The 22,147-nt window shown below is 28.9% G+C and carries 21 protein-coding genes; 19 read left to right on the forward strand and 2 right to left on the reverse strand.

Annotated features, from left to right (window positions below):
- Positions 1-57: 57 nt before the first annotated feature.
- From EG57_RS0204855 to EG57_RS0204930, 16 genes are all read left to right on the forward strand, one after another.
- The gene (locus tag EG57_RS0204855) at positions 58-495 is read left to right on the forward strand and encodes a MarR family winged helix-turn-helix transcriptional regulator (RefSeq protein WP_032076142.1); all 438 of its coding nucleotides are present in this window, start codon (positions 58-60) and stop codon (positions 493-495) included.
- 20 nt (positions 496-515) lie between these two features.
- Positions 516-1,679: a TolC family protein gene (locus EG57_RS0204860; protein ID WP_032076143.1), complete on the forward strand. Its 1,164-nt coding sequence runs from the start codon at positions 516-518 to the stop codon at positions 1,677-1,679.
- A gap of 44 nt (positions 1,680-1,723) precedes the next feature.
- Positions 1,724-2,920, forward strand: coding sequence for a TolC family protein (locus EG57_RS0204865; protein WP_032076144.1), 1,197 nt, complete (start codon positions 1,724-1,726; stop codon positions 2,918-2,920).
- 33 nt (positions 2,921-2,953) lie between these two features.
- A complete protein-coding gene (locus EG57_RS0204870) occupies positions 2,954-4,180 on the forward strand; it encodes a TolC family protein (protein ID WP_242859810.1) in 1,227 nt (408 codons plus the stop codon).
- A gap of 388 nt (positions 4,181-4,568) precedes the next feature.
- Positions 4,569-5,618 (forward strand): HlyD family secretion protein, encoded by a 1,050-nt coding sequence (locus EG57_RS0204875; RefSeq protein ID WP_032076145.1) that lies wholly within the window; start codon positions 4,569-4,571, stop codon positions 5,616-5,618.
- Positions 5,619-5,645: 27 nt separating this feature from the next.
- Positions 5,646-6,809: an ABC transporter permease gene (locus tag EG57_RS0204880; RefSeq protein WP_052037747.1), complete on the forward strand. Its 1,164-nt coding sequence runs from the start codon at positions 5,646-5,648 to the stop codon at positions 6,807-6,809.
- On the forward strand, positions 6,806-7,990 hold the full coding sequence (locus EG57_RS0204885; protein WP_032076147.1) for an ABC transporter permease: 1,185 nt from the start codon (positions 6,806-6,808) through the stop codon (positions 7,988-7,990). The genes EG57_RS0204880 and EG57_RS0204885 overlap by 4 nt, the downstream gene beginning before the upstream one ends.
- A 116-nt stretch (positions 7,991-8,106) precedes the next feature.
- On the forward strand, positions 8,107-8,907 hold the full coding sequence (locus tag EG57_RS0204890) for an SLAP domain-containing protein (protein WP_032076148.1): 801 nt from the start codon (positions 8,107-8,109) through the stop codon (positions 8,905-8,907).
- A gap of 231 nt (positions 8,908-9,138) precedes the next feature.
- Complete coding sequence (locus EG57_RS0204895; RefSeq protein WP_032076149.1) at positions 9,139-10,047, forward strand: DMT family transporter; 909 nt, start codon at positions 9,139-9,141, stop codon at positions 10,045-10,047.
- 106 nt (positions 10,048-10,153) lie between these two features.
- Positions 10,154-11,770 (forward strand): ABC-F family ATP-binding cassette domain-containing protein, encoded by a 1,617-nt coding sequence (locus EG57_RS0204900; RefSeq protein WP_032076150.1) that lies wholly within the window; start codon positions 10,154-10,156, stop codon positions 11,768-11,770.
- Between the two features lie 186 nt (positions 11,771-11,956).
- The gene (locus tag EG57_RS0204905; protein ID WP_032076151.1) at positions 11,957-12,313 is read left to right on the forward strand and encodes a hypothetical protein; all 357 of its coding nucleotides are present in this window, start codon (positions 11,957-11,959) and stop codon (positions 12,311-12,313) included.
- A gap of 193 nt (positions 12,314-12,506) precedes the next feature.
- Positions 12,507-13,409 carry an SLAP domain-containing protein gene (locus tag EG57_RS0204910; RefSeq protein ID WP_032076152.1) on the forward strand — a complete coding sequence of 301 codons (903 nt, stop codon included), beginning with the start codon at positions 12,507-12,509 and terminating at the stop codon, positions 13,407-13,409.
- A gap of 187 nt (positions 13,410-13,596) precedes the next feature.
- On the forward strand, positions 13,597-15,222 hold the full coding sequence (locus EG57_RS0204915; RefSeq protein ID WP_032076153.1) for a S41 family peptidase: 1,626 nt from the start codon (positions 13,597-13,599) through the stop codon (positions 15,220-15,222).
- Between the two features lie 9 nt (positions 15,223-15,231).
- Positions 15,232-15,951, forward strand: a complete 720-nt coding sequence (locus tag EG57_RS0204920; protein ID WP_032076154.1) for a M48 family metallopeptidase — start codon at positions 15,232-15,234, stop codon at positions 15,949-15,951.
- A 115-nt stretch (positions 15,952-16,066) separates the two neighbouring features.
- Entirely contained in the window at positions 16,067-16,618 is a 552-nt protein-coding gene (locus EG57_RS0204925) for a manganese efflux pump MntP (RefSeq protein ID WP_032076155.1), read from the forward strand.
- A gap of 48 nt (positions 16,619-16,666) precedes the next feature.
- Entirely contained in the window at positions 16,667-17,104 is a 438-nt protein-coding gene (locus EG57_RS0204930) for a Fur family transcriptional regulator (RefSeq protein WP_032076156.1), read from the forward strand.
- A 13-nt stretch (positions 17,105-17,117) separates the two neighbouring features.
- Here the strand turns inward: EG57_RS0204930 and EG57_RS0204935 are convergent, their stop codons facing one another.
- The gene (locus EG57_RS0204935; RefSeq protein ID WP_032076157.1) at positions 17,118-17,450 is read right to left on the reverse strand and encodes a hypothetical protein; all 333 of its coding nucleotides are present in this window, start codon (positions 17,448-17,450) and stop codon (positions 17,118-17,120) included.
- A 116-nt stretch (positions 17,451-17,566) separates the two neighbouring features.
- On the opposite strand from EG57_RS0204935, the gene EG57_RS0204940 reads away from it, so the two are divergent.
- The 3 genes from EG57_RS0204940 to EG57_RS0204950 all read left to right on the forward strand — a co-directional run bounded on the left by EG57_RS0204940 (position 17,567) and on the right by EG57_RS0204950 (position 20,133).
- Complete coding sequence (locus EG57_RS0204940) at positions 17,567-17,965, forward strand: DUF6762 family protein (protein WP_032076158.1); 399 nt, start codon at positions 17,567-17,569, stop codon at positions 17,963-17,965.
- A gap of 47 nt (positions 17,966-18,012) precedes the next feature.
- Positions 18,013-19,071: an HD-GYP domain-containing protein gene (locus EG57_RS0204945; RefSeq protein WP_032076159.1), complete on the forward strand. Its 1,059-nt coding sequence runs from the start codon at positions 18,013-18,015 to the stop codon at positions 19,069-19,071.
- Positions 19,072-19,161: 90 nt separating this feature from the next.
- Complete coding sequence (locus EG57_RS0204950) at positions 19,162-20,133, forward strand: rhomboid family intramembrane serine protease (protein ID WP_032076160.1); 972 nt, start codon at positions 19,162-19,164, stop codon at positions 20,131-20,133.
- A gap of 182 nt (positions 20,134-20,315) precedes the next feature.
- Here the strand turns inward: EG57_RS0204950 and EG57_RS0204955 are convergent, their stop codons facing one another.
- The gene (locus EG57_RS0204955) at positions 20,316-22,055 is read right to left on the reverse strand and encodes an ATP-dependent metallopeptidase FtsH/Yme1/Tma family protein (RefSeq protein WP_032076161.1); all 1,740 of its coding nucleotides are present in this window, start codon (positions 22,053-22,055) and stop codon (positions 20,316-20,318) included.
- Positions 22,056-22,147: the final 92 nt, after the last annotated feature.

Below are 22,147 nucleotides of genomic sequence, written 5' to 3' on the forward strand. Positions count from 1 at the left end.
TTCCAATGTGGTAAAATTGTTTCATAATTGAAATATTTAATATTGAAAGGAAATAGTATGGAAAATGATAAAATTTATGAGTTAGTAGAAGAAATTAATTCTATTTCCAAGTTAATAAATCGAAAAATAAGTAGTGGCAAACACAGAAAGTTTACTATAACTACTTTAATGATAATGAATCAATTAAGAATTGGAAATGTAAAAACTTTGACAGGAATAAGTGAAACCTTAGGTATTCCTAATAGTACAGTTTCTGTGGTAGTAGACAAGCTTGTAAATTTAGGTATTGTCAGAAGGGAGAGGGATAAAAAAGATAGAAGAAAAGTACTTATATATATTGAAGACGAAGGATTGCAGCAAGAAGAACAAGTTATAAAGTATAGAATGGAATATTTTAGAGATTTGTTTAGAAATGCTAGTGATGAAGAAATTAATTGTATTTTAAAAGGTTTAAAAATATTAGAAAAGTTTATGGATGAAAGCTCACAAAGGTAATTAAGAAGGAGGTTTTGTATATGAAGAGACTTAGAATGTTATGTATAACAGCAGCTTTAACCACTACTCTATTTTCATCAACAGTTTTTGCTGCACAACCTACACAAAACTTATTAGATGTGGATAAGGCGGTGAATATGGCTGTTGAAAATTCATATTCACTTAAAAAGTTGGATATAAATATAGATCAACTTAAAAATAAATATGAAGATTCTCAAAGAAATGCTGCAAAATATAATGATCAATTAAGGTATATCCAATATACTCAAAGCTATAATGATAGTATGAAATTAAATCTTGTAAAAGCAAGAGATTTTTATCAATTAGAATATAAATATGCTATATTTCAATATACAAATATAAAGGAAGCAGTAAAAAATGAGCTGACATTTAATATATATAAATTATATTCAGGACTTGTTAGCTTAAAGGAAGGCTTAGATGTAGAACAGCAAAATTTCAATAATGTAGAGGACCAGTATAAAAAGGCACAACTTCAATTGCAGCTTGGATTGGTATCAAAAGTGGAAGTGAAAAATAGTGAGGCAGCATATACTGCTGAAAAAGCAAAATTAACTCAGCTTCAAAGGCAATATGATGCATATACTAAGCAGCTTAATCAACTTTTAGGAGTGGATATTAATACAAAATATACAGGTTTTACAAAAGATAACTTAGCAACTTCAGCAGGTACGAAAAATTATGATGATTATGTAAATGATGCATTTACAAATAGAGTTAAAATAAAAAATGATAATGAAATGATTAGTACAAAAAATATAGAGTTTAATTTTGTAAAAGGAATATATAGCAATAGTAATACAGCTGAATACAAAGTAGCGGAATATCCAGTAGAAGCTGCTAAAAATAAGTTGGATACAGATAAAATTGATATATCAATAGAAATAAATAATTTGTACAATGATTTACAGGTTAAAGCTAAAAAATTAGAACCTGTAAAGAAGGATTATGATTCAATGAAGAAAACCTATGATAAGGCACTGCAAAGTTACAATTTGGGATTGATAAGCAAAATCGATTTTGATAAGGCGACAGTGGGTCTTAAAGCCAAAGAAAGTGCATTAAAATCTGCACAAAGAGATGTATGGTTAGCTCAAATAAGTCTTGAGTATGCTTCAAATGCAGGTGCTGATGGGTCAACTCTTGTAACTGCTAATAATTAAGGTAGAGTAATTTATAACATTAGTTTAAAATTGGAGGTAAGATTATGAGAAAGAAATTAAGTCTTTTAATTGCATTAGCAATTTGTTTAAGTACAACTACTACTTCTTTTGCAGCAGCGGAAAACGCTAGTGCAGCAAATAACAATAGTAGTATTGTACAAGTTGATAATAGTACATTAAGCTTAACAATGTATGATGCAGTAAATAATATAGAGAAAAATAATACAGAAATAAAGCTTATGAAGGATAAAGTTGACTATTTGCATAAACAATATGATTTAGATCATGAAGTAGCTACTGCTCTTAATACTAATGTAGCTGGAGTAGATAAAATACAGGCAAAAACACAGAAAATTATTGTTCCATTAAAAGATGAACAAAGCATTAAAAATCAGCAAGATGCTTTAGATGTTAGACTTAATAACTTAAAATTTGATATGGAAAGACAGTATCTAAATATTTTAACTTCTAATGATCAAATAGATAATATAAATAAGACTTTAAAAAATTTAGATGAACAAATTAATAAATTACAGCAGCAAATTAATTTGGGATTGGCAACAAGTGATTCACTAAATTCTTTAAATGTACAAAAAAGTCAGCTAATGAATCAAATCGATTCTATTAATGCAGATATAGATAATTCAATGCTAATTATGAAGCAGTATTTAAATGTAAATTTAAATAGAAATTTAAATCTGGCTGATGCTAAGAAAGAATTCGCTATATTTGATGATACAAATACAGCAAGTAAAATTGATGAGGCTGTAGAAAAAGATTATGGAGTAAGTCAATCACAAACTTCTTTGGATATTGTAAAAAAACAACAGGAAATATATAAGCAATATGACAATGATATTAAAGGTGGGATTACTGGTACTCAATCGGATTTGCTAAAGGCACAAAATGATTTAGTTGCAGCTAGAGAAAATGCAAAGACAAACTTATGGAACAAGTATTATACATTAAAAAGTGATGAAAATGCAATTGAAACTGAAGATTTAAATTTAAAAAGTGCACAAGCTGATTATGATAAGGCAAAAAGTAATTATGATAATGGAATGATAGATAAACTTGCATTGGATTCAGCTGCTTTAGCTTTAGATAAACAAAAAAATATGAGTCAAAGAGCAAAAAATGAATATATGATAGTACAGGAGCAATTTAAGTATATGTTAGATGGTCATGCTTCTGCACAACTTTCTAATAAATCTATAGGAACCTCAGGTATAGAGTATTAAAAATATAATAATGGAGGTAAAAGGTTGAAAGAAATGCTTTCATCATGTCTTGTGCCTTCAGTGAAAGGGATGAATATAATTATGAGAAAAAGATTAAGCATTTTAATTGCATTAGCTATTTCTTTGAGTGTGTCAACTACTTCTATGGCAGCGGCATCTATAATGACTACTAGAAGTGATAATGTGGTTACAAGTGTTAACATATCAGACTTAACATTGGAACAAGCTTTAAATAAAGTGGAAAGTGATAATATAGAGGTACAATCTTTGAGTGAAAAGATAGATTCACTTAATAAGCAACTTGATAGTGATAAGAGAGCTGTTATAGGTTTAAATATGGGAAACAAAACTCAATATAATTACTCTTCTGATGAATATGCAGGAATTATGGTACAAAAAGAAGTTACGCCACTTAAGGATCAGCAAGATATAGATACTACAAAAAATAGTAAGGATGAAAAGATCAATACTATAAAATTTGATTTGCAAAGGCAATATATGGATGCTATTACAGCTAAAGAACAAGTAGATAACATTAATAAAAATATAACTAATTTAGATGAACAAATAAAGCAGACACAAGCCAAAATAGACTTAGGTCAAGTAACCAAGGATTCTCTAAATCCATTAAATGTACAAAAAAGCAAACTTTTGTCTCAGTTAGCAACACCGTATATGCAACAACAGCAGGCTATATCCAATATTAAAAAGTATTTAAATATGGATATAAATAAATCTTTAAATTTAATGTCTACTAAAAAGCAATATGTTAAATTTGATGATACTGCCATAGAAGACAAAATAAAAGAAGCTGTTAGTAGGGATTATAATTTAAATAGTATACAAAAAAATGTTGATATTCAAAAAACACAGGTAGATATTCAGATAAAATATGCATTTAATTCTCTTATTGAACCTATGAATTCTAAAGGGGATTTAGAAGATTTACAAAATAATTTACAAAATACTAGTACAAATACTAGTGTAAGTTTGTGGAAAGCGTATTATGCTTTGAAGAATAAGGAAGATATAGTGCAGTCACAAGTGGTAGCTGAAGACAGCGCACAAGCAGCTTATGATAAGGCTAAGCAGAGTTTTGATACTGGACTAATAGACAAGGTGGCGCTGGATTCTGCAGAGCTAGCTTTGAACACTCAAAAGGTGGCATTGGAGCAGGCTATAAATGAGTATATGATTACACAGGAACAATTTGCTTATGCTTTAAATGGTCATGCGTCTACAGCAGCTTCTATTCAATAAGGGGATAAAATATTATATTAATAATGTACTTTTTTATAAAATGTAAGTGAATTTATTTGCTTGCATTTTATTTTTAATAGAAGATTATAAATATAAAGTTCTAGTATAATTGCAGTTGTAAATAGTTTTAAATTATGAAGAATTGATATTAATGAATTTTATCATATAATTTATTGCAAAAATTAAGCTTAATATTTTTAATTTATGAAAACTTGTGATTTAGGTATATTGACAATAATATTAGTATGTGTATAATTATTATATAAATAGTAAATATGTTTACTATTTGTATAAGTTACCTAAGGTTATGGTATAAATTTCAAATAAAGTAGTAAATAATTATACTTTTGTATAAAATATAATTACAATATGATAAGGAGGTTTTTACATGAAGAAAAGAGGTTTAATTTTCACATCATTAATTATGGCAGCATGTTTTTTTACAGGATGCAGCAATAATGCAGCAGCACTTACAGGAGATAATTTAACAAAAAAAAGCACTTCTAATTTAGTTGTTCAGGGAAATATAGAAACTAAGGAAGTAAATATAAACTCTAAAATTGCAGGAAAGATAACAGCGATAAAAGTAGCTGAAGGTGACAGCATAAAAAACGGACAGGTCTTGATAACTATAGATAATAGTTCGTTGGTTGCAAAGGATGCTCAATCTAAAGCTCAAATTGATGCAGCTACTGGACAAATGAAAGCAGCACAATCAGCGAAGGCAGCAGCACAAGCACAGCTTCAAAAGGCTCAAAATGGAGCAAGACCAGAAGAAATAGATGAAGCTAAGGCCCAATATGATTTAGCGCAATCTACATATGATAGAGTAAAGGGACTATTTGACAAGGGGTATGCAGCTCAAGCAGATTTAGATAAAGCTAAGGCTAGTTTTGATGTAGCAGCAAATCAATATAATATGGCTAAAGATGGAGCAAGAAAAGAAGATATAGCAGCATTACAAGCACAGGTAAATCAAGCAGATGCAACAATACAGGGTTATCAAGCACAGATTAAGCAGGCTGAAGGTGGACAAAGTGAAGTTCAAAGCTATATAGCCGATACTACAATTACAGCACCAGCAGATGGAATCGTAAATCAGCTGAATGTTGAGGTTGGTGAACTTGTATCTACAGGTATGCCTCTTCTTGTAATAACAAATACAACCAAGCCATGGATTGAATGTAATATAAAGGAAACAGATCTTTCAAAGGTAAAATTAAACGGAACGGTTTCAGTAAAACTTCCAAGTTATCCTAAAGAAAAGCTTACAGGTAAGATAGTAAGAATAAATGAAAAACCAGATTTTGCCGTTAAAAGAGCTACAAATGATAATGGAGATTTTGATGTACTATCTTATGGTGTTAAGGTTGAATTACAGGATACAACTAAACAGCTTCACCAAGGTATGACAGCCCTTGTTGACTTTGGAAAGTGAAGTGAATAATTTATTATGAAGGATAAAATGCTGAACTTTATAAAAATAGCTTTAAAATTGAAAGGAATTTTAACTTTTATTTTCTTCATATTTTTAATTCCTATAGCTTGTAGTTTTATTTTAGGAAGTGAAATGCGTGAAGGTGTAATTAAAAATATTCCAACTGTAATTGTGGATCATGATAATTCTTCTTATAGTCAAATGCTTATTAAGGAAATAAAGAATAATGAAATATTTAATATAACTAATTACAGTGATAATGATTCAGATGTTAAAAATTTAATAGAAAATAATAAAGTAAGAGTTGGAGTAATTATTCCAAAATCTTTTGCAAAGGACTTAACAGGAGGAAACGCTCCTAAGGTTCTTATATTCTATGATGGTTCACAGATGTCTATTACTAGTGCTGCAAAGTCAAGGATGGATGAAATACTTTTAACCATTAAAACTGGATATATACAACAGGTGATGCAAGGAAAGCTTGGGATAATGCCTGAAATGTCTAGAAATTATATGCTTCCTATGTATTTCAATTATAGAATCTTAAATAATCCTGCTAGAAATTATACTAATTTTTTAAATATAGGAATGTTGATTTCTGTTGCTCAAGTATGCTTTGTAATGCTGGGAGCAGATATGGTAAAAAAAGAAAAACATTATTTCTCTATATGGATAAAGACCATTTTAGGAGGTTTGGCAGGAACTGTTTCTACATTAATAACTTTGGCAATACAAGTCAAATATTATGGTGTACCCTTTAGAGGGACGACTAAGGAAACTGTTTTGCTTACTATGCTGTTTTGTATTGCAATAGTGAGTTATGGTGTATTAATAAGGCTTATTGTGAATCAAAAAATACTATCCATACAAATTGGTGCGGTAACAGTTTTACCTACAAGTATACTTGGAGGATATACATTTCCAATACTTGCAATGCCTGAATTTTTCCAAAATTTATCAACAATTCTTCCCTTTGTACATTATGCAGGTCCTATGAGAAGAATATTTCTTGTTGGTATAGGAGCGGAGTATATTAACTCAGAAATAATCTGGTTTATTAAATTTACAATTTTGATGTGGATATTTTCAATAGGAGCATTCTATATAAAGAAAATAGTTAAAAAAGAATATAAGCATATTAAGGAGAAGAAGAATAATGTCAAGAATACTGGAGAGGTGGTGGAGGTATGAATAAACAGGAACTCATTAAAATCACTGTTGCAAAGATAAAAAATGTTGCGATACTTGTACTTTTACCCATTTTCTTTACCTTGGTTTTTTCTCTAGTATTCAGTAAGGTGTTTGTTGAACAGATACCTTTTGGTGTTTTAGATTTGGACAATTCTTCTACCTCAAGAACTATTGTGAGACAATTTGAAGACCATCCAGGGTTTAAGGTAACATATCATGCTGGATCTTATGATGATATCAATGAAAAAATAAAATCGGAAAAAATTCAAGCAGCTATTATTATACCAAAGAATTTTGGCAAAGATGTGTTAGAAATGAAAGCTCCGAAAACTATACTTTTGATAAATGAAACAAATATAGTTATAGGAAATAATGCATTATCTTATGGAAGTGCTATATTAAATACTTTAAATGCGAAAATTCAGCTTAATGTATTGCAAGGTAATAATATGATTCCTTATTTGGCGCAGCAGTCAGTTAGTTCTTTATCTTTTACTGAACGTATATTGTATGATCCTCAATTATGTTATGGAAAGTATTTAATTTATGGTCTTATAGCTATTCTAATTCAACAGACTTATTTAGCAGTAGTTACACCTATTTTAATTACTGAAAAATCTAATTTGGTTAAGATAAAGCTTAGATCAAAAAAAGGTATGAAAAAAATAGCTGTTGTTTGTTTGAGAATATTGTTATCCATTTTATTTGCATATGTAGGCTTCAGTCTTTGTTTATATTGTGCAGGGAAATATTTCAATATGCCTCTTAGGGGAACTTTGATAAATTACTTTAGGATAATGAGTATACTTATTATGGATCTTACTGGAGTAGCTTTTATATTATCTTTTATTTTCAATAAGGTTCCGGACTTTAATAGATTTTCCATGTGTTTATCTGTACCTACATTTCTTACAGCAGGTTATTCATGGCCTGGATACATGATGCCAGGTGGATTTAGTGGTATTGTTGAAACATTATGGCCTGTTATATATTCGGCAGATCCTTTAAGAGTAATAAGTTTAAAGGGTTCAAATATAGATTTTTTACGCCCATATATACAGCAGGGAATTCATTATGCTTTAGTATGGATACCTATGGGCATATTATTATACTTTATTAAGATTATAGTACTTAAATATATGTATAAAAAGTTTTTAAATACACAAAAAGAAGCAGCGTAAAGAATACTGTAATGGAAGAAGGCAACTATTACCTTCTTCCATTTTCTTATGCAAATGGTGAAAATTTATTAATATATGGTATACTTAAAGCATATTGAATAAAGTGGAGGTGTAGTATGTCACAAGAAAAACAAAATGTAGAAATGGAATTATCGCTAACAGAAAGATTTGATGCTGTAGTATCGGATGTACAAAAAGATATTATGAATGAGGAAATTTCAGGGCTTGAACCTATAAAAGAAAATGATATAAATATATCAACAATATATGTTTTTGATGATGGGGATGAAATAGAAGCTAAAGTATACTTTAGAAATGGATTTCCCAAAAAAGTTAATTTTGAATATTTACCTTTAATCATGGTAAATTCAAATGGAGATATTGTTGCTTCTAAAATCTTCGATTTAAGAGACATGGGAGATATTCCAACAGGTGGAGCAAGACCATGGAAGCTTTATTTTGAGAAGTCCTGTGTAAATATGGAGAAGTTTTCTTCGGAAAATTGTAAAATAATTTTTGATAGAAGCATAAAAGCAGTAAATTATGCTAAGTTTGAATTTGAAAGCTTCCCAGAAGAATTTAGCGATTTTAAAGGTGAATTTCAAAGATTTCTAGAAAATCTTCCAAATATAGAAAAGGGAAAGTTTAGTGCATCAGTGTTTAATATAGCTTTGAGACAAGATGGTAATTTAATAGTAACTGCTATAATGAGGAATTCTGTAGAAAAGGCAGTTAAAATAGAAGAAATTCCAGTGACAATTAAAGATGAAAATGACAATGTGATAACTGGTGGAAAGTTTCAATTAAATGATTTTTCAATAAGTCCCATGAAGGCACGAGTATGCACATTAGCTTTTAGCACTAATTTAGATCCTTTAGATATAGATACTAGTAAGTGGAAGGCTATTTTTCAATAGAAATTGAAATTATTGTATAAAAGTTAGTACATAAAAGAAGCATAATGCGAAGCAAAGCTTCGTAAGTTAAGAGTTAATAATTAAGAATTAATAGTGAAGGATGATTTTTGCTGTCGCAAAAAATCTACATTAACTATTAATTCTTCATTCTTAACTATTAACTAAAAATATTGTGTCGTATTATTTTTAGACTGCGAAATTTAAATTTAATGAAAGGAAAATTTAATAATTATGGAAAAGGTAAGGGGTGACAGTAAAAAAAGCTTTTGGGCTGATATGTCACTGTTTTTAACAGCTTTATTATGGGGAGGAGGCTTTGTTGCAGTAAAAGATGCTGTAAGCAACGTAACTCCTTTTTATATGCTAGCTATTAGGTTTTTAGCTGCATCAATATTTTTAACCGTAGTATTTCGTAAAAAATTCAAGGGTATAAGAAAGCAGGATATTGTATCAGGTTCTATTGTAGGTGTTTTTTTATTTTTATCTATGGCAGCACAAACCATAGGAATTCAATATACTGCTGCAGGTAAACAGGCTTTTTTAACTACTGTATATGTAGTTATAATTCCTTTTTTTGTTTGGATAGTAGATAAAAAGAAACCAGATACATATTCTATAATGTCAGCACTGTTGACTTTTATAGGTATAAGTTTTTTGAGTATTAGTAGTGACTTTAAATTAAGTATGAATTTAGGTGACTGGATTACATTAATTTCAGCTTTTTTGTTTGCTGCACATATAGTTTCTATAGCTCATTTTACGAAAGATACCAATCCTATTGTGCTTTCAGTGCTTCAAATGAGTTTTGCAGGAATTATGTCACTTGTCTTTGCATTAATATTTGAAGGTAAATTTACAGGGATAAACAGTAATGCTGTATTTTCAATGTTTTATATCATAATTTTTAGTACAACAATACCTTTTTTAATTCAAAATGTAGCTCAAAAATATACACATCCAAATCATGCAGGTATAATACTAAGTTTTGAATCTGTATTTGGAGCAATTTTATCTGTAATATTTTTAAGGGATGTTTTTACAATAAATATGATTTTAGGATGCATTATTATATTTATTGCTGTAATTATATGTGAAACTAAATTAAGTTTTTTAAAGAATATTAAAAAAAGTGATTTATAAAGCATGCATAGTTATGATATAATAGTGCAGTGTTTTGACGATTTTAGTTAACATTGACATAGATTTAATAGTATATACATTTTATAAGTGGAGGAATTTAATAAATATGATAAGTACAAATAATGTTAGTTTAAGGTATGGCGCACGTAAATTATTTGAGGACGTTAATGTAAAGTTTACACCAGGAAATTGTTATGGACTTATAGGTGCTAATGGAGCTGGAAAATCAACATTTCTAAAAATACTTTCAGGTGAGATTGAGCCTAATACGGGAGATGTAATAATAACTCCTGGAGAGAGAATGGCAGTTTTAAAACAAGATCACTTTGAATTTGATGAACATAATGTTTTAGAGACTGTTATAATGGGACATGGAAGATTATATAATATTATGAAGGAAAAAGAAGCTATATATGCTAAAGAAGACTTCACAGATGAAGATGGAATAAAAGCATCAGAGCTTGAAGGTGAATTTGCAGAGCTTAATGGTTGGGAAGCAGAAGCAGAAGCTGCATCACTGCTTATGGGTCTTGGAATAGCTATAGAGCTTCATGATAAGCTTATGAAGGATTTAGATGGTGCCGAAAAGGTAAGAGTTCTTTTAGCTCAAGCTTTATTTGGAAAACCTGATATATTATTACTAGACGAGCCTACAAACCATTTGGATATAAAATCTATTAACTGGTTGGAAAACTTCCTTATGGATTTTGAAAATACTGTAATTGTAGTATCTCATGATAGACACTTTTTAAACAAAGTATGTACTCATATGGCTGATTTGGATTTTGGAAAGCTTCAAATGTATGTTGGAAACTATGATTTCTGGTATGAATCAAGTCAGTTAGCTCTTCAAATGGCTAAGGACCAAAATAAAAAGAAAGAAGAGAAGATTAAGGAATTGGAAGCCTTTGTTGCAAGGTTTAGTGCTAATGCTTCTAAATCAAAACAAGCTACTTCTCGTAAAAAGCAGTTAGATAAAATAACTTTAGATGATATAAAGCCTTCTTCACGTAAGTATCCTTTTGTTGGTTTTAAGGCTGATAGGGAAGCTGGTAACGATCTTCTATTAGTAGAAGGTTTAACTAAAACTATAGATGGAGTGAAAGTTTTAGATAATTTAAGCTTTATAGTAAATAAAGGAGATAAAATAGCTTTTGCAGGAACAAATGAACTAGCAAAAACTACTTTATTCCAAATATTAACTGGTGAGATGGAATCAGATGCTGGTGAGTATAAATGGGGAATAACTACTTCTCAATCTTATTTCCCAAAGGATAATACAAAATATTTTGATGGAGTAGATTTAAGCTTAGTGGATTGGCTTCGTCAATTTTCAGAAGAAAAATCAGAAAGCTTTATAAGAGGTTTTCTTGGAAGAATGCTTTTCTCAGGAGAAGAGGCATTAAAAAATGCAAGTGTACTTTCAGGAGGAGAAAAGGTTCGTTGTATGCTTTCAAGAATGATGCTCAGTGGTTCTAATGTTTTAATATTAGATGAACCAACTAACCATCTTGATCTTGAATCCATTACAGCAGTGAATAATGGTTTAATGAATTTTGATGGAACAATACTTTTCACATCTCATGACCATCAATTTGTTCAAACTGTTGCTAATAGAATTATGGAAATTACGCCTAAAGGATTAATGGATAGACAAATGACTTATGATGAATATTTAGAAAATGAAGATATTCAAGAGCAGCTAGAAAATATGTATAAATAATATCTTGATGATTATTATATAAATTCAAGAAATTATTTACAAAATGTTGAATATTTCTCAATATTAATTATACCAGTGTAATGGTATAATTAATGTTGAAATATTCACCTAATGATATGCATTAGCTTTTGAAAGGTGAATTAAAAGTTTGTTAGTTTATATAAAATAAGAGAGGATGTTTAATTTATGAAAAGTTTTTTAAAAAAGCTGACATTAGTTACTATATGTATAGCCATGTTTGCATCTTTGACAGGTTGCTATACAGCTGTTAAACCAGATAAAGATCCTAAAAAGCTAGTTCAAGATGTAAAAAGAACAAATCAGATTAAGAAGGAAAAGGACTTAATTACTGGAGAAGTATACATTCGGGATAACAGGGTAACTGCCACTATGGTTTTTAAGGATGATATAAGTAAAGAAGAATCTAAAAAATTAATAGATAAGTATGTTGAAGCGTTGAAAAAAGAGTATAAAGGCATGAAGATAAATGTTCAAGCAGTTCAAAAAGATAAAAGTATAGCTAATATAAACGTAAATAAATAGAATTATAAATTGTTGTTACTAAATTAGAATATTTTACAACATTTTTTATTTATTATTAAGTTTGATTTTCAAAGTTCAGTGTGTTATATTAGATTAGAAATATAAGTAGAGTTGAGTAAAATAAAGAGTTGTTGTATTTAATATAAGTAATAATAAATGTATTAGTATATAAAACTTGGAGGTTTGTATTATAATGGTGAAAAAAGTACAAAACAATAAATCAGATAAAGTTGAAGACTTAAATATTGAAACATTAGAAGTACCTACAGTGCTATCCCTTTTAGAGAATGATGATAATGTTATGTCAGATATTCAAAAAGATATATTGGGAGATGAAATAGAGGAACTTCCTCCGATAAAGGAAGGACAATTGAATGTTTCAGGAATATATGTTTATGATCTAGGAGAAAAGTTAGAAGTCAAAGCTTACATAAGAAATGGATTTTCAAAAGAAGTATCATTAGACGATGTACCGTTAGTTATATATAATTCTAAAAAAGAAATGTTAGCTTATCAAATTTTTGATTTAAAAAGTATAGGTGCAATTCCGCCTAAGGGTGCAAGACCAGTAAAAGTTTATTTTGAAAAGAAAAATGTTTATGTAGAAAACATTCCAATGGATGATTGGAGTATAGGTTTTGATACAAGTATTAAGGCTTCAAAAAGAGTTAAGGTGAATTATGAAAAGTTACCTAGAACTATAGAGGTACAAGACAAGCTTGTGCTTGATAACTTTTTGAAAAATCTTCCAGATATAAATGAAGGAGAATTTGTTATTTCTACATTTAGCATAGGAATACAAAAAGATGGCAATATAATAGTTACAGTAGTTATGAGAAATGGTAATACTGAAGCAATAGCACTAAACAAACTTCCGGTATCAGTAATAGATGCTAATGGAAATGTTGTCAAATCAAATTTATTTAAGCTTGAAAATTTTGAAGTTGGTGCTCTTAAAGCTAGAATATTTAATTTTGCATTTCCAACAAATTTTAAGCTGGAGAAAGATGTTGCTTTAGATGATTGGAAGATTGAATTTGCTTTAAAAGAAGTAGCGAAACAGCCTTTAAATAAAGAACAAAATACAGAAAATTAATTTATAAATAAGCATGAAAAAGCATTTTAGAAAAAGTATTTTTTTAAAGTGCTTTTTTATATAAATATTTGTTTTAATGGATAATTTTACATCAGTAATTTTAATAAATTATTTATTTCAATAAATTCCAAAATGATGTATAATTTCTATAATACATAATATAAGAATTTTCAGGAGGATGAAAATAATGAACAACAAAATAAAGTTCATTAAAGAGAAAAAACAATGCAGTATAAACAGGAATATGAAAGTGTCAAGCATATTAGCTACATTTGCTTTTGTGTTATTTTTCATTACAAGTATGACATTTAGTGTACAAGCTGCTAGTTCCTCTTTATTGGAAGAAGCTAGACAAACTATTAAAGATAATTATGTTAGTGAAGTACCTGATAGTGTATTAAATGCATCTACTATAGAAGATATGGTGAAAGGCCTTAATGACCCGTATTCTGAGTATTTTTCTAAGCAAGAGCAGCAGGATTTTGTAAATACTATAGATAATAAAATGTGTGGAATTGGAATATATATGGATATTGTTCCAGAAGGAGTTAAGGTAAAAAGTGTTATAGGTAATTCTCCAGCATTAGAAGTTGGTATTAAAGCTGGAGATATAATAATTTCTGCTAATGGTACATCTTTAGCAGGGGTGACATTAAAACAAGCGCCTTCTTACATAAAAGGAGAAGAAGGAACTAGCGTTAATTTGATAATAAAAAGAGGAGATTCACAATTAAATTTTACTGTGACAAGAAGAGAAATAAGCATACCAACAGTAGAAGGAGATATGTTGAATGACAATGCTGCCTATATACAGGTATCTTCTTTTGGAAGTGATACATCAGGATTATTTACTCAAAAGCTTCAAGAACTCAGAATGAAAAACCCACAGTTTTACATAATTGATTTGAGAAACAATGGTGGAGGATATATGAGTACTGCTTTAGATATGGCAGGAAACTTTATAGGAGAAAAACGTGCAATAATTATAGAGAACAAACAAGGAAAAAAGACAGGATATTTAGCTAGTGATAAAGGAAGTATTATAGACAAGCCTGTATTCTTTCTTATAAATGAAAATACTGCTAGTGCTTCAGAAATTTTGTCGGCTGCAGTAAAAGATTATAATAAAGCATTTTTTATAGGCACTACAACATACGGCAAGGGAGTGGCACAGCAAATGTTTCCACTATCTGATGGAAGCTATTTGAAGCTTACAGTAGAAAAGTTTTACTCACCTAAGGAAAATGTTATACAAAAAACTGGAATATCTCCAGATTTTAAAGTGGAAAATGTAGATTCTTTAGCAGTTGCAGATTTATTTTCCGGGAAATGTAGAAATAATGCAGATAAAACAGGTTATGTAAAGGTAACTGCAGGTGGCAAGGATTTTGAAATAAATTTAAATACAGCCAAAGATGAAGCTCATTGGGCTGCATTTAAATATATAGTAAACACAGTGTCAAAGGACAATGTATATATAGGAACTAAAGATGGATGGAGTAAAGCACCAGAAGATTATTTTAATAATGTATATAAGTTTTTCTATGGTAATCTTAAAGCTTTAGATTCTGCAAGCAATGTATCAAAAAATAAAACATTTAATGTAACTTTTAATAAAAGTGTAGATGCGGATACTGCTAAAAATAATTTAGATATTGAAATTATAGATGTTGAAACTGGAGAGCGTGCTGCTTTTGACATAAAAAAGGTTGATGATAAAAAGGTAAATTTAATACCTAAGGAAGAATTAAAGTCTGGAGACACTTATTATGTAAAAGTAAAAGACACTATTAAATCTTATACTGTAAAGTAGGTCTAAAATATGGAAGATAGTCATGAGTTAAATACATTTAGTTACAAAATTTTTAGAAAAAAAAGAAAGACTATTGGGATTAAAATAACTAATAAGGGAGAGGTTATAGTTACTTCTCCCTTTGGTATTAGTAATGAAACCATAGAAAATATAATTAAGAAAAAATCTTTATGGATATTAAGTAAGCTTAATATTATTAAGAGTGAAAAGTTAGGAGAAAAAACATCTTTAAAGAATGGTTATAAACTTTTATATTTGGGAATACAATTAAAATTGGAGTTAATTTATAAAAAAACAGATAATTGTAATTTTATTATTGATAATGAAAGTTTTAAAGTCTATTTTAATAGTAATATAGAATTAGATGGGGATACTATTAAAAAATATGTAATCGATATATATAAAAAACAAGCAAAAAAGGTATTGATGGAAAGAACTGAAATTTACAGTAAGTTGATTAATGTAAGTCCATTAAAGATTACTATAAAAAGCCAGAAAACTCTTTGGGGGAGTTGTTCATCTAAAAGAAATATAAATTATAACTATAAAATAATAATGGCACCTATAGAAGTGGTAGATTATATAGTAGTGCATGAATTATGTCATTTAGTGCACATGAATCATTCTAGTCAGTATTGGAATGTAGTACAGAGTATATTGCCTGATTATAAAATTAGAAGACGATGGCTTAAAGATAATGGGTTTAAATTAATGAGATTTTTTGAATAACAATGAATATTTTATTGAATTCACAAATATAAGTATGTATCTGGACATTGTAATGGATATAAAGTAAAATTATATTGGTATAGTACAATGGCAAATAATAATAAGGAGAATGGTTATGGTTTTTCATTCGTTATTTATAATTGCAATGGCTCTTTCGCTAGATGCGTTTGGAGTGGCTTTATGTATAGGATTAAATAATAGTGTAAAAACAAAAGATAGGGTTTTGTTTGCAGGTTCTTTTGGATTTTTTCAATTTCTGTTTTCTATTTTAGGAGCTTATACAGGCTTTCTATTTAACAGATATATAGCTTCAGTTCCTAGTATTATAGGAGGTGCACTAATAGCTATAGTTGGAATAATGATGTTAAAAGAAGGATTTGAAAACAAGGATGAATGTCCTGTAATAAAGCCAGGTATGGTTATAATTTTAGGAATATCAGTAAGTATAGATGCCATGGTTATAGGATTTACTACTCTCCATAATGTAGGAAACAAGTTTGTCATTTTAAATGATACTATATTTATAGGTGCAGTTACATTGGTAGTAGCTTCAATAGCATTTTTTATTGCAAAGTATTTAAAGCGTATAGAAATAATAAGTAAATATGCAGATTACATAGGTGGAATTATACTAGTTATTTTTGGCATAAAAATGATGTTTTTCTAATAAATTGACATTTCATTGGTTTGGATATGGAAAAATTGGGGTGATGGTATGGAAATAGAGCATTATTTGAGACAGCATGGTATAAAGGTAACAAAGGCAAGAGTAAATATACTAGATATCTTATGTAAAAATGATAGTGCGTTAAGTGCGGAGTTTATATTTGATGAATTTAAACATAGGAAAATAAATATTGATTTATCGACAGTTTATAGATCATTAGAACTGTTTGAAAAAAAGAACATTGTAAGGAAGTTTGATTTGGGCTGTGGAAAATATAATTATATTATAAAGCAAGAAGATCATAAGCATGTAATTCAGTGCAAATTATGTCATAAAAAAGTGGAGATAGACTGTCCTATGCAGCAAATTAGAGAAATAATAAAAAATACCACTGGATTTACATCTGTAAATGAAGAGTTAAATATTAATCTTGAAGGAATTTGTGATGAATGTAAAAAGAAAGAACACAAAAAAAGTAAAGAATAGAGATTCTATTCTTTTATTGTTCTAAATTCAAATTAGGTTTAGAAACATATACATTTTTTACTTTCCATATACCTTTAGTATTTTTTTCTAAAAATACATTATAAGCTACTTTCTTATGAGGAGATTTATTTTCCATTCCATCCACATTTATTACCGCTATGCTACCATTAGAAAAACTTAAATTTATTTTGGATATACTACACATTTTATTATCATTAAAAATTCCAGTAGTAAAGTATTTTTGAACTGCGTAATTTATGTCTGTACATTTATTATAAGTATATTTGTATTTTATTAAGCCGCCTATAATGGCAAGGGATAACAAAATCATTAAAAATTTTTTCATAAGCTACCTCCTAAAAAATGGGATACAACATAATAATAACCAAAAAATGGAAATAAGTAAATACCTATTTATTATATATAGAAATAATTATAGTTTTGTAAAGGATGGTGTTAACATTGAATTTTTCTTCCTTAGTATTAATGGAAAAGGACAAGGAAACCAATCTTATAGTAAAAGAATTGGGCAGCTATGAAGTTAGTGATGGCGCAGAATACATTACAAAGATGTTTTATAATGGTGATAAAGTAAATGTGTACTTTGATACAAATTCAGATGTAGAAGAATGGGAGTATTCTGCAATATTTGATTTGTTTGATATTGAAGCTTTTTCAAAAAGTGAATATATCATAGAAGATGTGGATGATGAATATAATCCAACTTGGCTTGTTAAATTTGATTATGTTGAAAATCATGAGGATATGAGCGAAAAAATAAATAATTTGTGTGGTTTGATAAAAGATTCTATGGTTAAGGTTTTTGATGATATAAAAAGTAAAAAAGAAGAATACCAATAAGGATATTTAATAAGTTTAAACCCATTAAATTTTATTGAGGTGGAAAAATGAGATTAGAGTTTATAAACAGGGTAAAACCAGGTGAGGTAATTAGTAAAAGCATTTTGAGTAATGAAGGACGTGTATTATTAAGATCAGGTGTGAAGCTAAGTAGTAGTTACATAAAAAAGTTAACAGAACTAGGTGTGTTTTATGTGTATGTGCAGGATGAGAGACTAGATGATGTAAATGTGGAAGATGAAAGATTGACAGAATTAAAGCAGGTTACTATACAGAGTATGTCTGGAATTATGAAAAATGTTAATAATGTTAATAGCAGAGAACTTAAGGAATCTTTAAGTAGTGTAGAAGAAATGATAAATTATGTAGTAGAACTGGGTGATGTTAATAAAAGCCTTTATGACATAAAAACTTTTGACAATTATACATATATACATTCTTTAGACACGTGTATAATGACTGCTTTTTTGGGCATGACAGGAAAGTACAACCAGTGGGATTTAAAAGAAATGGTTATAGGTGCAATTCTACATGATATAGGAAAAACAAAAGTATCTGCTGATATATTAAATAAGGGTGGAAACTTAACAAAGGAAGAGTTTGAAGAAGTAAAAAAGCACACTATATATGGTGCTGAATTACTAAAAAAGAATATTACAATGCCGGAGTCCATAATTAAAATCGTTGAACAACATCATGAAAGAGTTGATGGAAAAGGATATCCTTATGGTTTAACTGGTAATCAGATATCAAAATTTGCTAAGGTTATATGTGTATGTGATGTATATGATGCAGTAAGTAATGATAGATGTTATAGAAATAAATTTACACCTAATGATTCTTATGAACTCATCCTTTCAGGAGCTGGAACTAGTTTTGATAGTGAAATAGTTGCAAAGTTTAAGGATACATTTTCTATTTATCCTTTGGGGTGTTGTGTAAGACTTTCAAATGGTGATGAAGGATATGTAATAAATCAGAATAGGGGATTTCCTGATAGACCAATAATAAGAGTTTTATATGATTTTAGAACAAGAAAACCAGTTCCGTTTTATGAAATAGATCTTCTTAAAAATCCTAGTATTGTAATAGAAGACATTGTATAGTATGAATTAAAAAGCTTCCGTATTTAAGATTTCGGAGGCTTTTTTAAATATAATTATAAAAATACTTTTGAGAAAAATAAGGAGAATAATATGGATAAGTATATAAAGAACCTAATAAATAAGCTGTGTGGAATTTATGGATACAATATTATAGAGTTTCAGGGAGCTATGACTGGATTCCAAAGTACTTGGGGAGCTGTGAAAAAGTATGAAAATGCTGCAGAAGTAATATTTTTTTCAAATGTAAATGGTTATAACTCTTTAAATAAAGAAAATTTTCTAAATTCATTAAAAAACACTCTACAATGTGACAATATAAGATTAATACAAATTATAGTAGGTAATAATGTAAATGAGAGAATTTATCCACAGTGTGAATACATTTTTATAAACATTGTGGATAATAAAATACTTTATTATAGTACTGGATTAGAAAATAAAGTCGAGGAGTTATTAAATTGCATGAGAAGATCATCATCAAACTATGAAAAAACGGAAGTATCAATTATAACATACATTTTAATTACTGTAAATGTACTTGCATATATTGTAACTGCTTATTTATCAGGGAACTTTATAGATAGTAATACTAATGTATTAGTATTTCTAGGAGCTAAAGTAAATTATCTTATAGCAAGAGGAGAGTATTATAGATTAATTACTTGTATGTTCCTGCATGGGGGTATTATGCACTTGCTTTTAAATATGTTTGCACTTTACTCACTAGGACCTTTCATTGAAAAAGTTTATGGAAAAATTAGATATTTAATTATATACTTTTTAGCAGGTATAGTTTCATCAATCTTTAGTTATATGTTTTCATCTGCAGTTTCTATAGGAGCTTCTGGAGCAATATTTGGACTCCTTGGAGCAGCACTAATATTTGCAATGAAAATGAAGGATAGAATAGGAAAAGGCTTTATAACTAATATCGTGTCAGTAATACTTATAAACTTATTTATGGGACTTTCCATGAGTAATGTGGATAACTTTGGACACTTAGGAGGACTTATAGGAGGAAGTGCAATAACGCTTTTGTTAGGCATAGGAAAAAGGTACTAATAGAAAGGATTTGTTTTTAATTAATAGTTAAGAATGAAGAATTAATAGTTAATGTGGATTTTTTCCTGTTTCACTAAAAAAATCTTTGAAGGCTCGTTTCGCTAAAGCGAAATCATCCTCCACTATTAATTCTTCATTATTAATTCTTAACTTGCCAAGCTTTGCTTCGCATTATTTTTAAATTATTCTAAAACAAGGTCTTCTTTATATAAGGTTTCTTTTTCTAAAAGCAAGTTAGTTATATTCTCTAAATTATGCTTTTCATTTAAAAGTAATGTCTTAACTTCTTCATATATAGAATCTATAAATTCTTTACACTCTTTAACTATTTCATCTTGATTTAAGTTCAAATTTAAAAGTTCTTCCATATTTAAGAGACCTAAAGTTTCACCCATACCATATTGAGTTACCATGTTAAAAGATATGCTTGTACTGCGTTTTAAGTCATTATGAGCACCTGTAGTTATATAGTCAGCTCCAAATATGATTTCTTCAGCAGCTCGTCCTCCAAGCAGTACCATTATTCTGTTTTTTAAATAGTTTTTATTTTGATATAGGTTGTCCTCAGGTATACTTAAAGTATATCCTCCAGCACCTTTAGTACTTGGTATAATGGTTATTTTTGATACTGTTTCATTAGGCAGAACCTTTAAAGATACAAGAGCATGTCCAGCTTCATGATAAGCAGTAATTTTTCTATCAATATCTTTTATATAATCTCTATTTTTCTTTTCGTGGCCTGCTAAAACTATAGAAAATGCTTTATCCAAGTGCAAATCATTTATGTTTTTACTATTTTCTTTACAAGCCAATATTGCAGCTTCATTTACTAAATTTTCAATTTTGGCTCCTGAAAAATAAGAGGTTTTTTGTGCCCATTCTTTTATATTTATATTTCCAATAGGTTTATTTTTTAAATGTAAATCAAGTATTTTTTCCCTTGCACTTATATCGGGAAGCATTATTTCTATATGTCTGTCAAATCTTCCGGGTCTTAGCAATGCAGGGTCAAGCATATCTAATCTATTGGTAGCAGCCATTATTATAATGCCTTCTTTTTCATTAAATCCAGACATTTCAGTAAGAAGAGCATTTAAAGTTTGATCTCTTTCGTCAGATCCACCGGTGCTTTTTCCAGAATCTCTTTTTTTACCTATAGCATCAATTTCATCAATGAATATAACTGCTTTTCCAGTGCTGTTATTTCTAGCTTTTTTAAATAACTGTCTTATACGACTGGCACCTACTCCAACATATACTTGAATAAAGTCAGAACCAGAAACAGCATAAAATGGAACTCCAGCTTCGCCTGCAACAGCCTTTGCAAGGAGAGTTTTCCCTGTACCAGGCTCCCCATAGAGTATAACACCTTTTGGCATTCGTGCACCGTAAGAGGCATATTTATCAGGCTTTTTTAAGAAATCTACTAAATCTTTTACACTTTCCTTAGCTTCTTCATTACCAGCAATACTCTCAAAGTTATAATCAGTGTTTCCAACTTCTACTGTATCTAAATTATCTACTGATAAAATTCCCTTAGAAGGAATGTTAGAGGATTTTAACCACATGACGGCAATAGCAATAATAGATATAACTAAACCAACTGTAGAAAATAGACCTCTATTATCATATGGAGTGTCTTCAGAAACAGAAATGTTGTTTTTTAGCAAAGATTCTTTAAAATCATTTGTTCTAGGATTGTCTGTTTCATATACAGTTCCACTTTTTAATTTTACAGATATTTTAGGAGAATTAGTCATATAAACAGTAGAAATATTTTTATTAGATATATCCTTTAAAAATAAAACATAAGATTTATAATCTTTAGTTTTAAGTGCATAATTAAAAAATATAGAACAGCCTAGGAAAACTATAGCGGTAAACACAGGAATTAATATAAATTTGTTTTTGATTTTATTCATAAATACCTCGCCTTTCTAAATTTTAATGTTTTCACACTATTCAAATACCTTGATTATGATATTATAATATTTTTGATTTTTAGTCTAATGAA

The organism is Clostridium drakei, from assembly GCF_000633595.2.
In the GTDB taxonomy this organism is placed as follows: domain Bacteria; phylum Bacillota; class Clostridia; order Clostridiales; family Clostridiaceae; genus Clostridium_AM; species Clostridium_AM drakei.

What these genes read in the sequence shown, in the direction of transcription:
- EG57_RS0204855 (WP_032076142.1), top strand. Translation starts at nt 58, where the DNA reads ATGGAAAATGATAAAATTTATGAGTTAGTAGAAGAAATTAATTCTATT.
- EG57_RS0204860 (WP_032076143.1), top strand. Translation starts at nt 516, where the DNA reads ATGAAGAGACTTAGAATGTTATGTATAACAGCAGCTTTAACCACTACT.
- EG57_RS0204865 (WP_032076144.1), top strand. Translation starts at nt 1,724, where the DNA reads ATGAGAAAGAAATTAAGTCTTTTAATTGCATTAGCAATTTGTTTAAGT.
- EG57_RS0204870 (WP_242859810.1), top strand. Translation starts at nt 2,954, where the DNA reads ATGCTTTCATCATGTCTTGTGCCTTCAGTGAAAGGGATGAATATAATT.
- EG57_RS0204875 (WP_032076145.1), top strand. Translation starts at nt 4,569, where the DNA reads ATGAAGAAAAGAGGTTTAATTTTCACATCATTAATTATGGCAGCATGT.
- EG57_RS0204880 (WP_052037747.1), top strand. Translation starts at nt 5,646, where the DNA reads ATGCTGAACTTTATAAAAATAGCTTTAAAATTGAAAGGAATTTTAACT.
- EG57_RS0204885 (WP_032076147.1), top strand. Translation starts at nt 6,806, where the DNA reads ATGAATAAACAGGAACTCATTAAAATCACTGTTGCAAAGATAAAAAAT.
- EG57_RS0204890 (WP_032076148.1), top strand. Translation starts at nt 8,107, where the DNA reads ATGTCACAAGAAAAACAAAATGTAGAAATGGAATTATCGCTAACAGAA.
- EG57_RS0204895 (WP_032076149.1), top strand. Translation starts at nt 9,139, where the DNA reads ATGGAAAAGGTAAGGGGTGACAGTAAAAAAAGCTTTTGGGCTGATATG.
- EG57_RS0204900 (WP_032076150.1), top strand. Translation starts at nt 10,154, where the DNA reads ATGATAAGTACAAATAATGTTAGTTTAAGGTATGGCGCACGTAAATTA.
- EG57_RS0204905 (WP_032076151.1), top strand. Translation starts at nt 11,957, where the DNA reads ATGAAAAGTTTTTTAAAAAAGCTGACATTAGTTACTATATGTATAGCC.
- EG57_RS0204910 (WP_032076152.1), top strand. Translation starts at nt 12,507, where the DNA reads ATGGTGAAAAAAGTACAAAACAATAAATCAGATAAAGTTGAAGACTTA.
- EG57_RS0204915 (WP_032076153.1), top strand. Translation starts at nt 13,597, where the DNA reads ATGAACAACAAAATAAAGTTCATTAAAGAGAAAAAACAATGCAGTATA.
- EG57_RS0204920 (WP_032076154.1), top strand. Translation starts at nt 15,232, where the DNA reads ATGGAAGATAGTCATGAGTTAAATACATTTAGTTACAAAATTTTTAGA.
- EG57_RS0204925 (WP_032076155.1), top strand. Translation starts at nt 16,067, where the DNA reads ATGGTTTTTCATTCGTTATTTATAATTGCAATGGCTCTTTCGCTAGAT.
- EG57_RS0204930 (WP_032076156.1), top strand. Translation starts at nt 16,667, where the DNA reads ATGGAAATAGAGCATTATTTGAGACAGCATGGTATAAAGGTAACAAAG.
- EG57_RS0204935 (WP_032076157.1), bottom strand. Translation starts at nt 17,450, where the DNA reads ATGAAAAAATTTTTAATGATTTTGTTATCCCTTGCCATTATAGGCGGC.
- EG57_RS0204945 (WP_032076159.1), top strand. Translation starts at nt 18,013, where the DNA reads ATGAGATTAGAGTTTATAAACAGGGTAAAACCAGGTGAGGTAATTAGT.
- EG57_RS0204950 (WP_032076160.1), top strand. Translation starts at nt 19,162, where the DNA reads ATGGATAAGTATATAAAGAACCTAATAAATAAGCTGTGTGGAATTTAT.
- EG57_RS0204955 (WP_032076161.1), bottom strand. Translation starts at nt 22,055, where the DNA reads ATGAATAAAATCAAAAACAAATTTATATTAATTCCTGTGTTTACCGCT.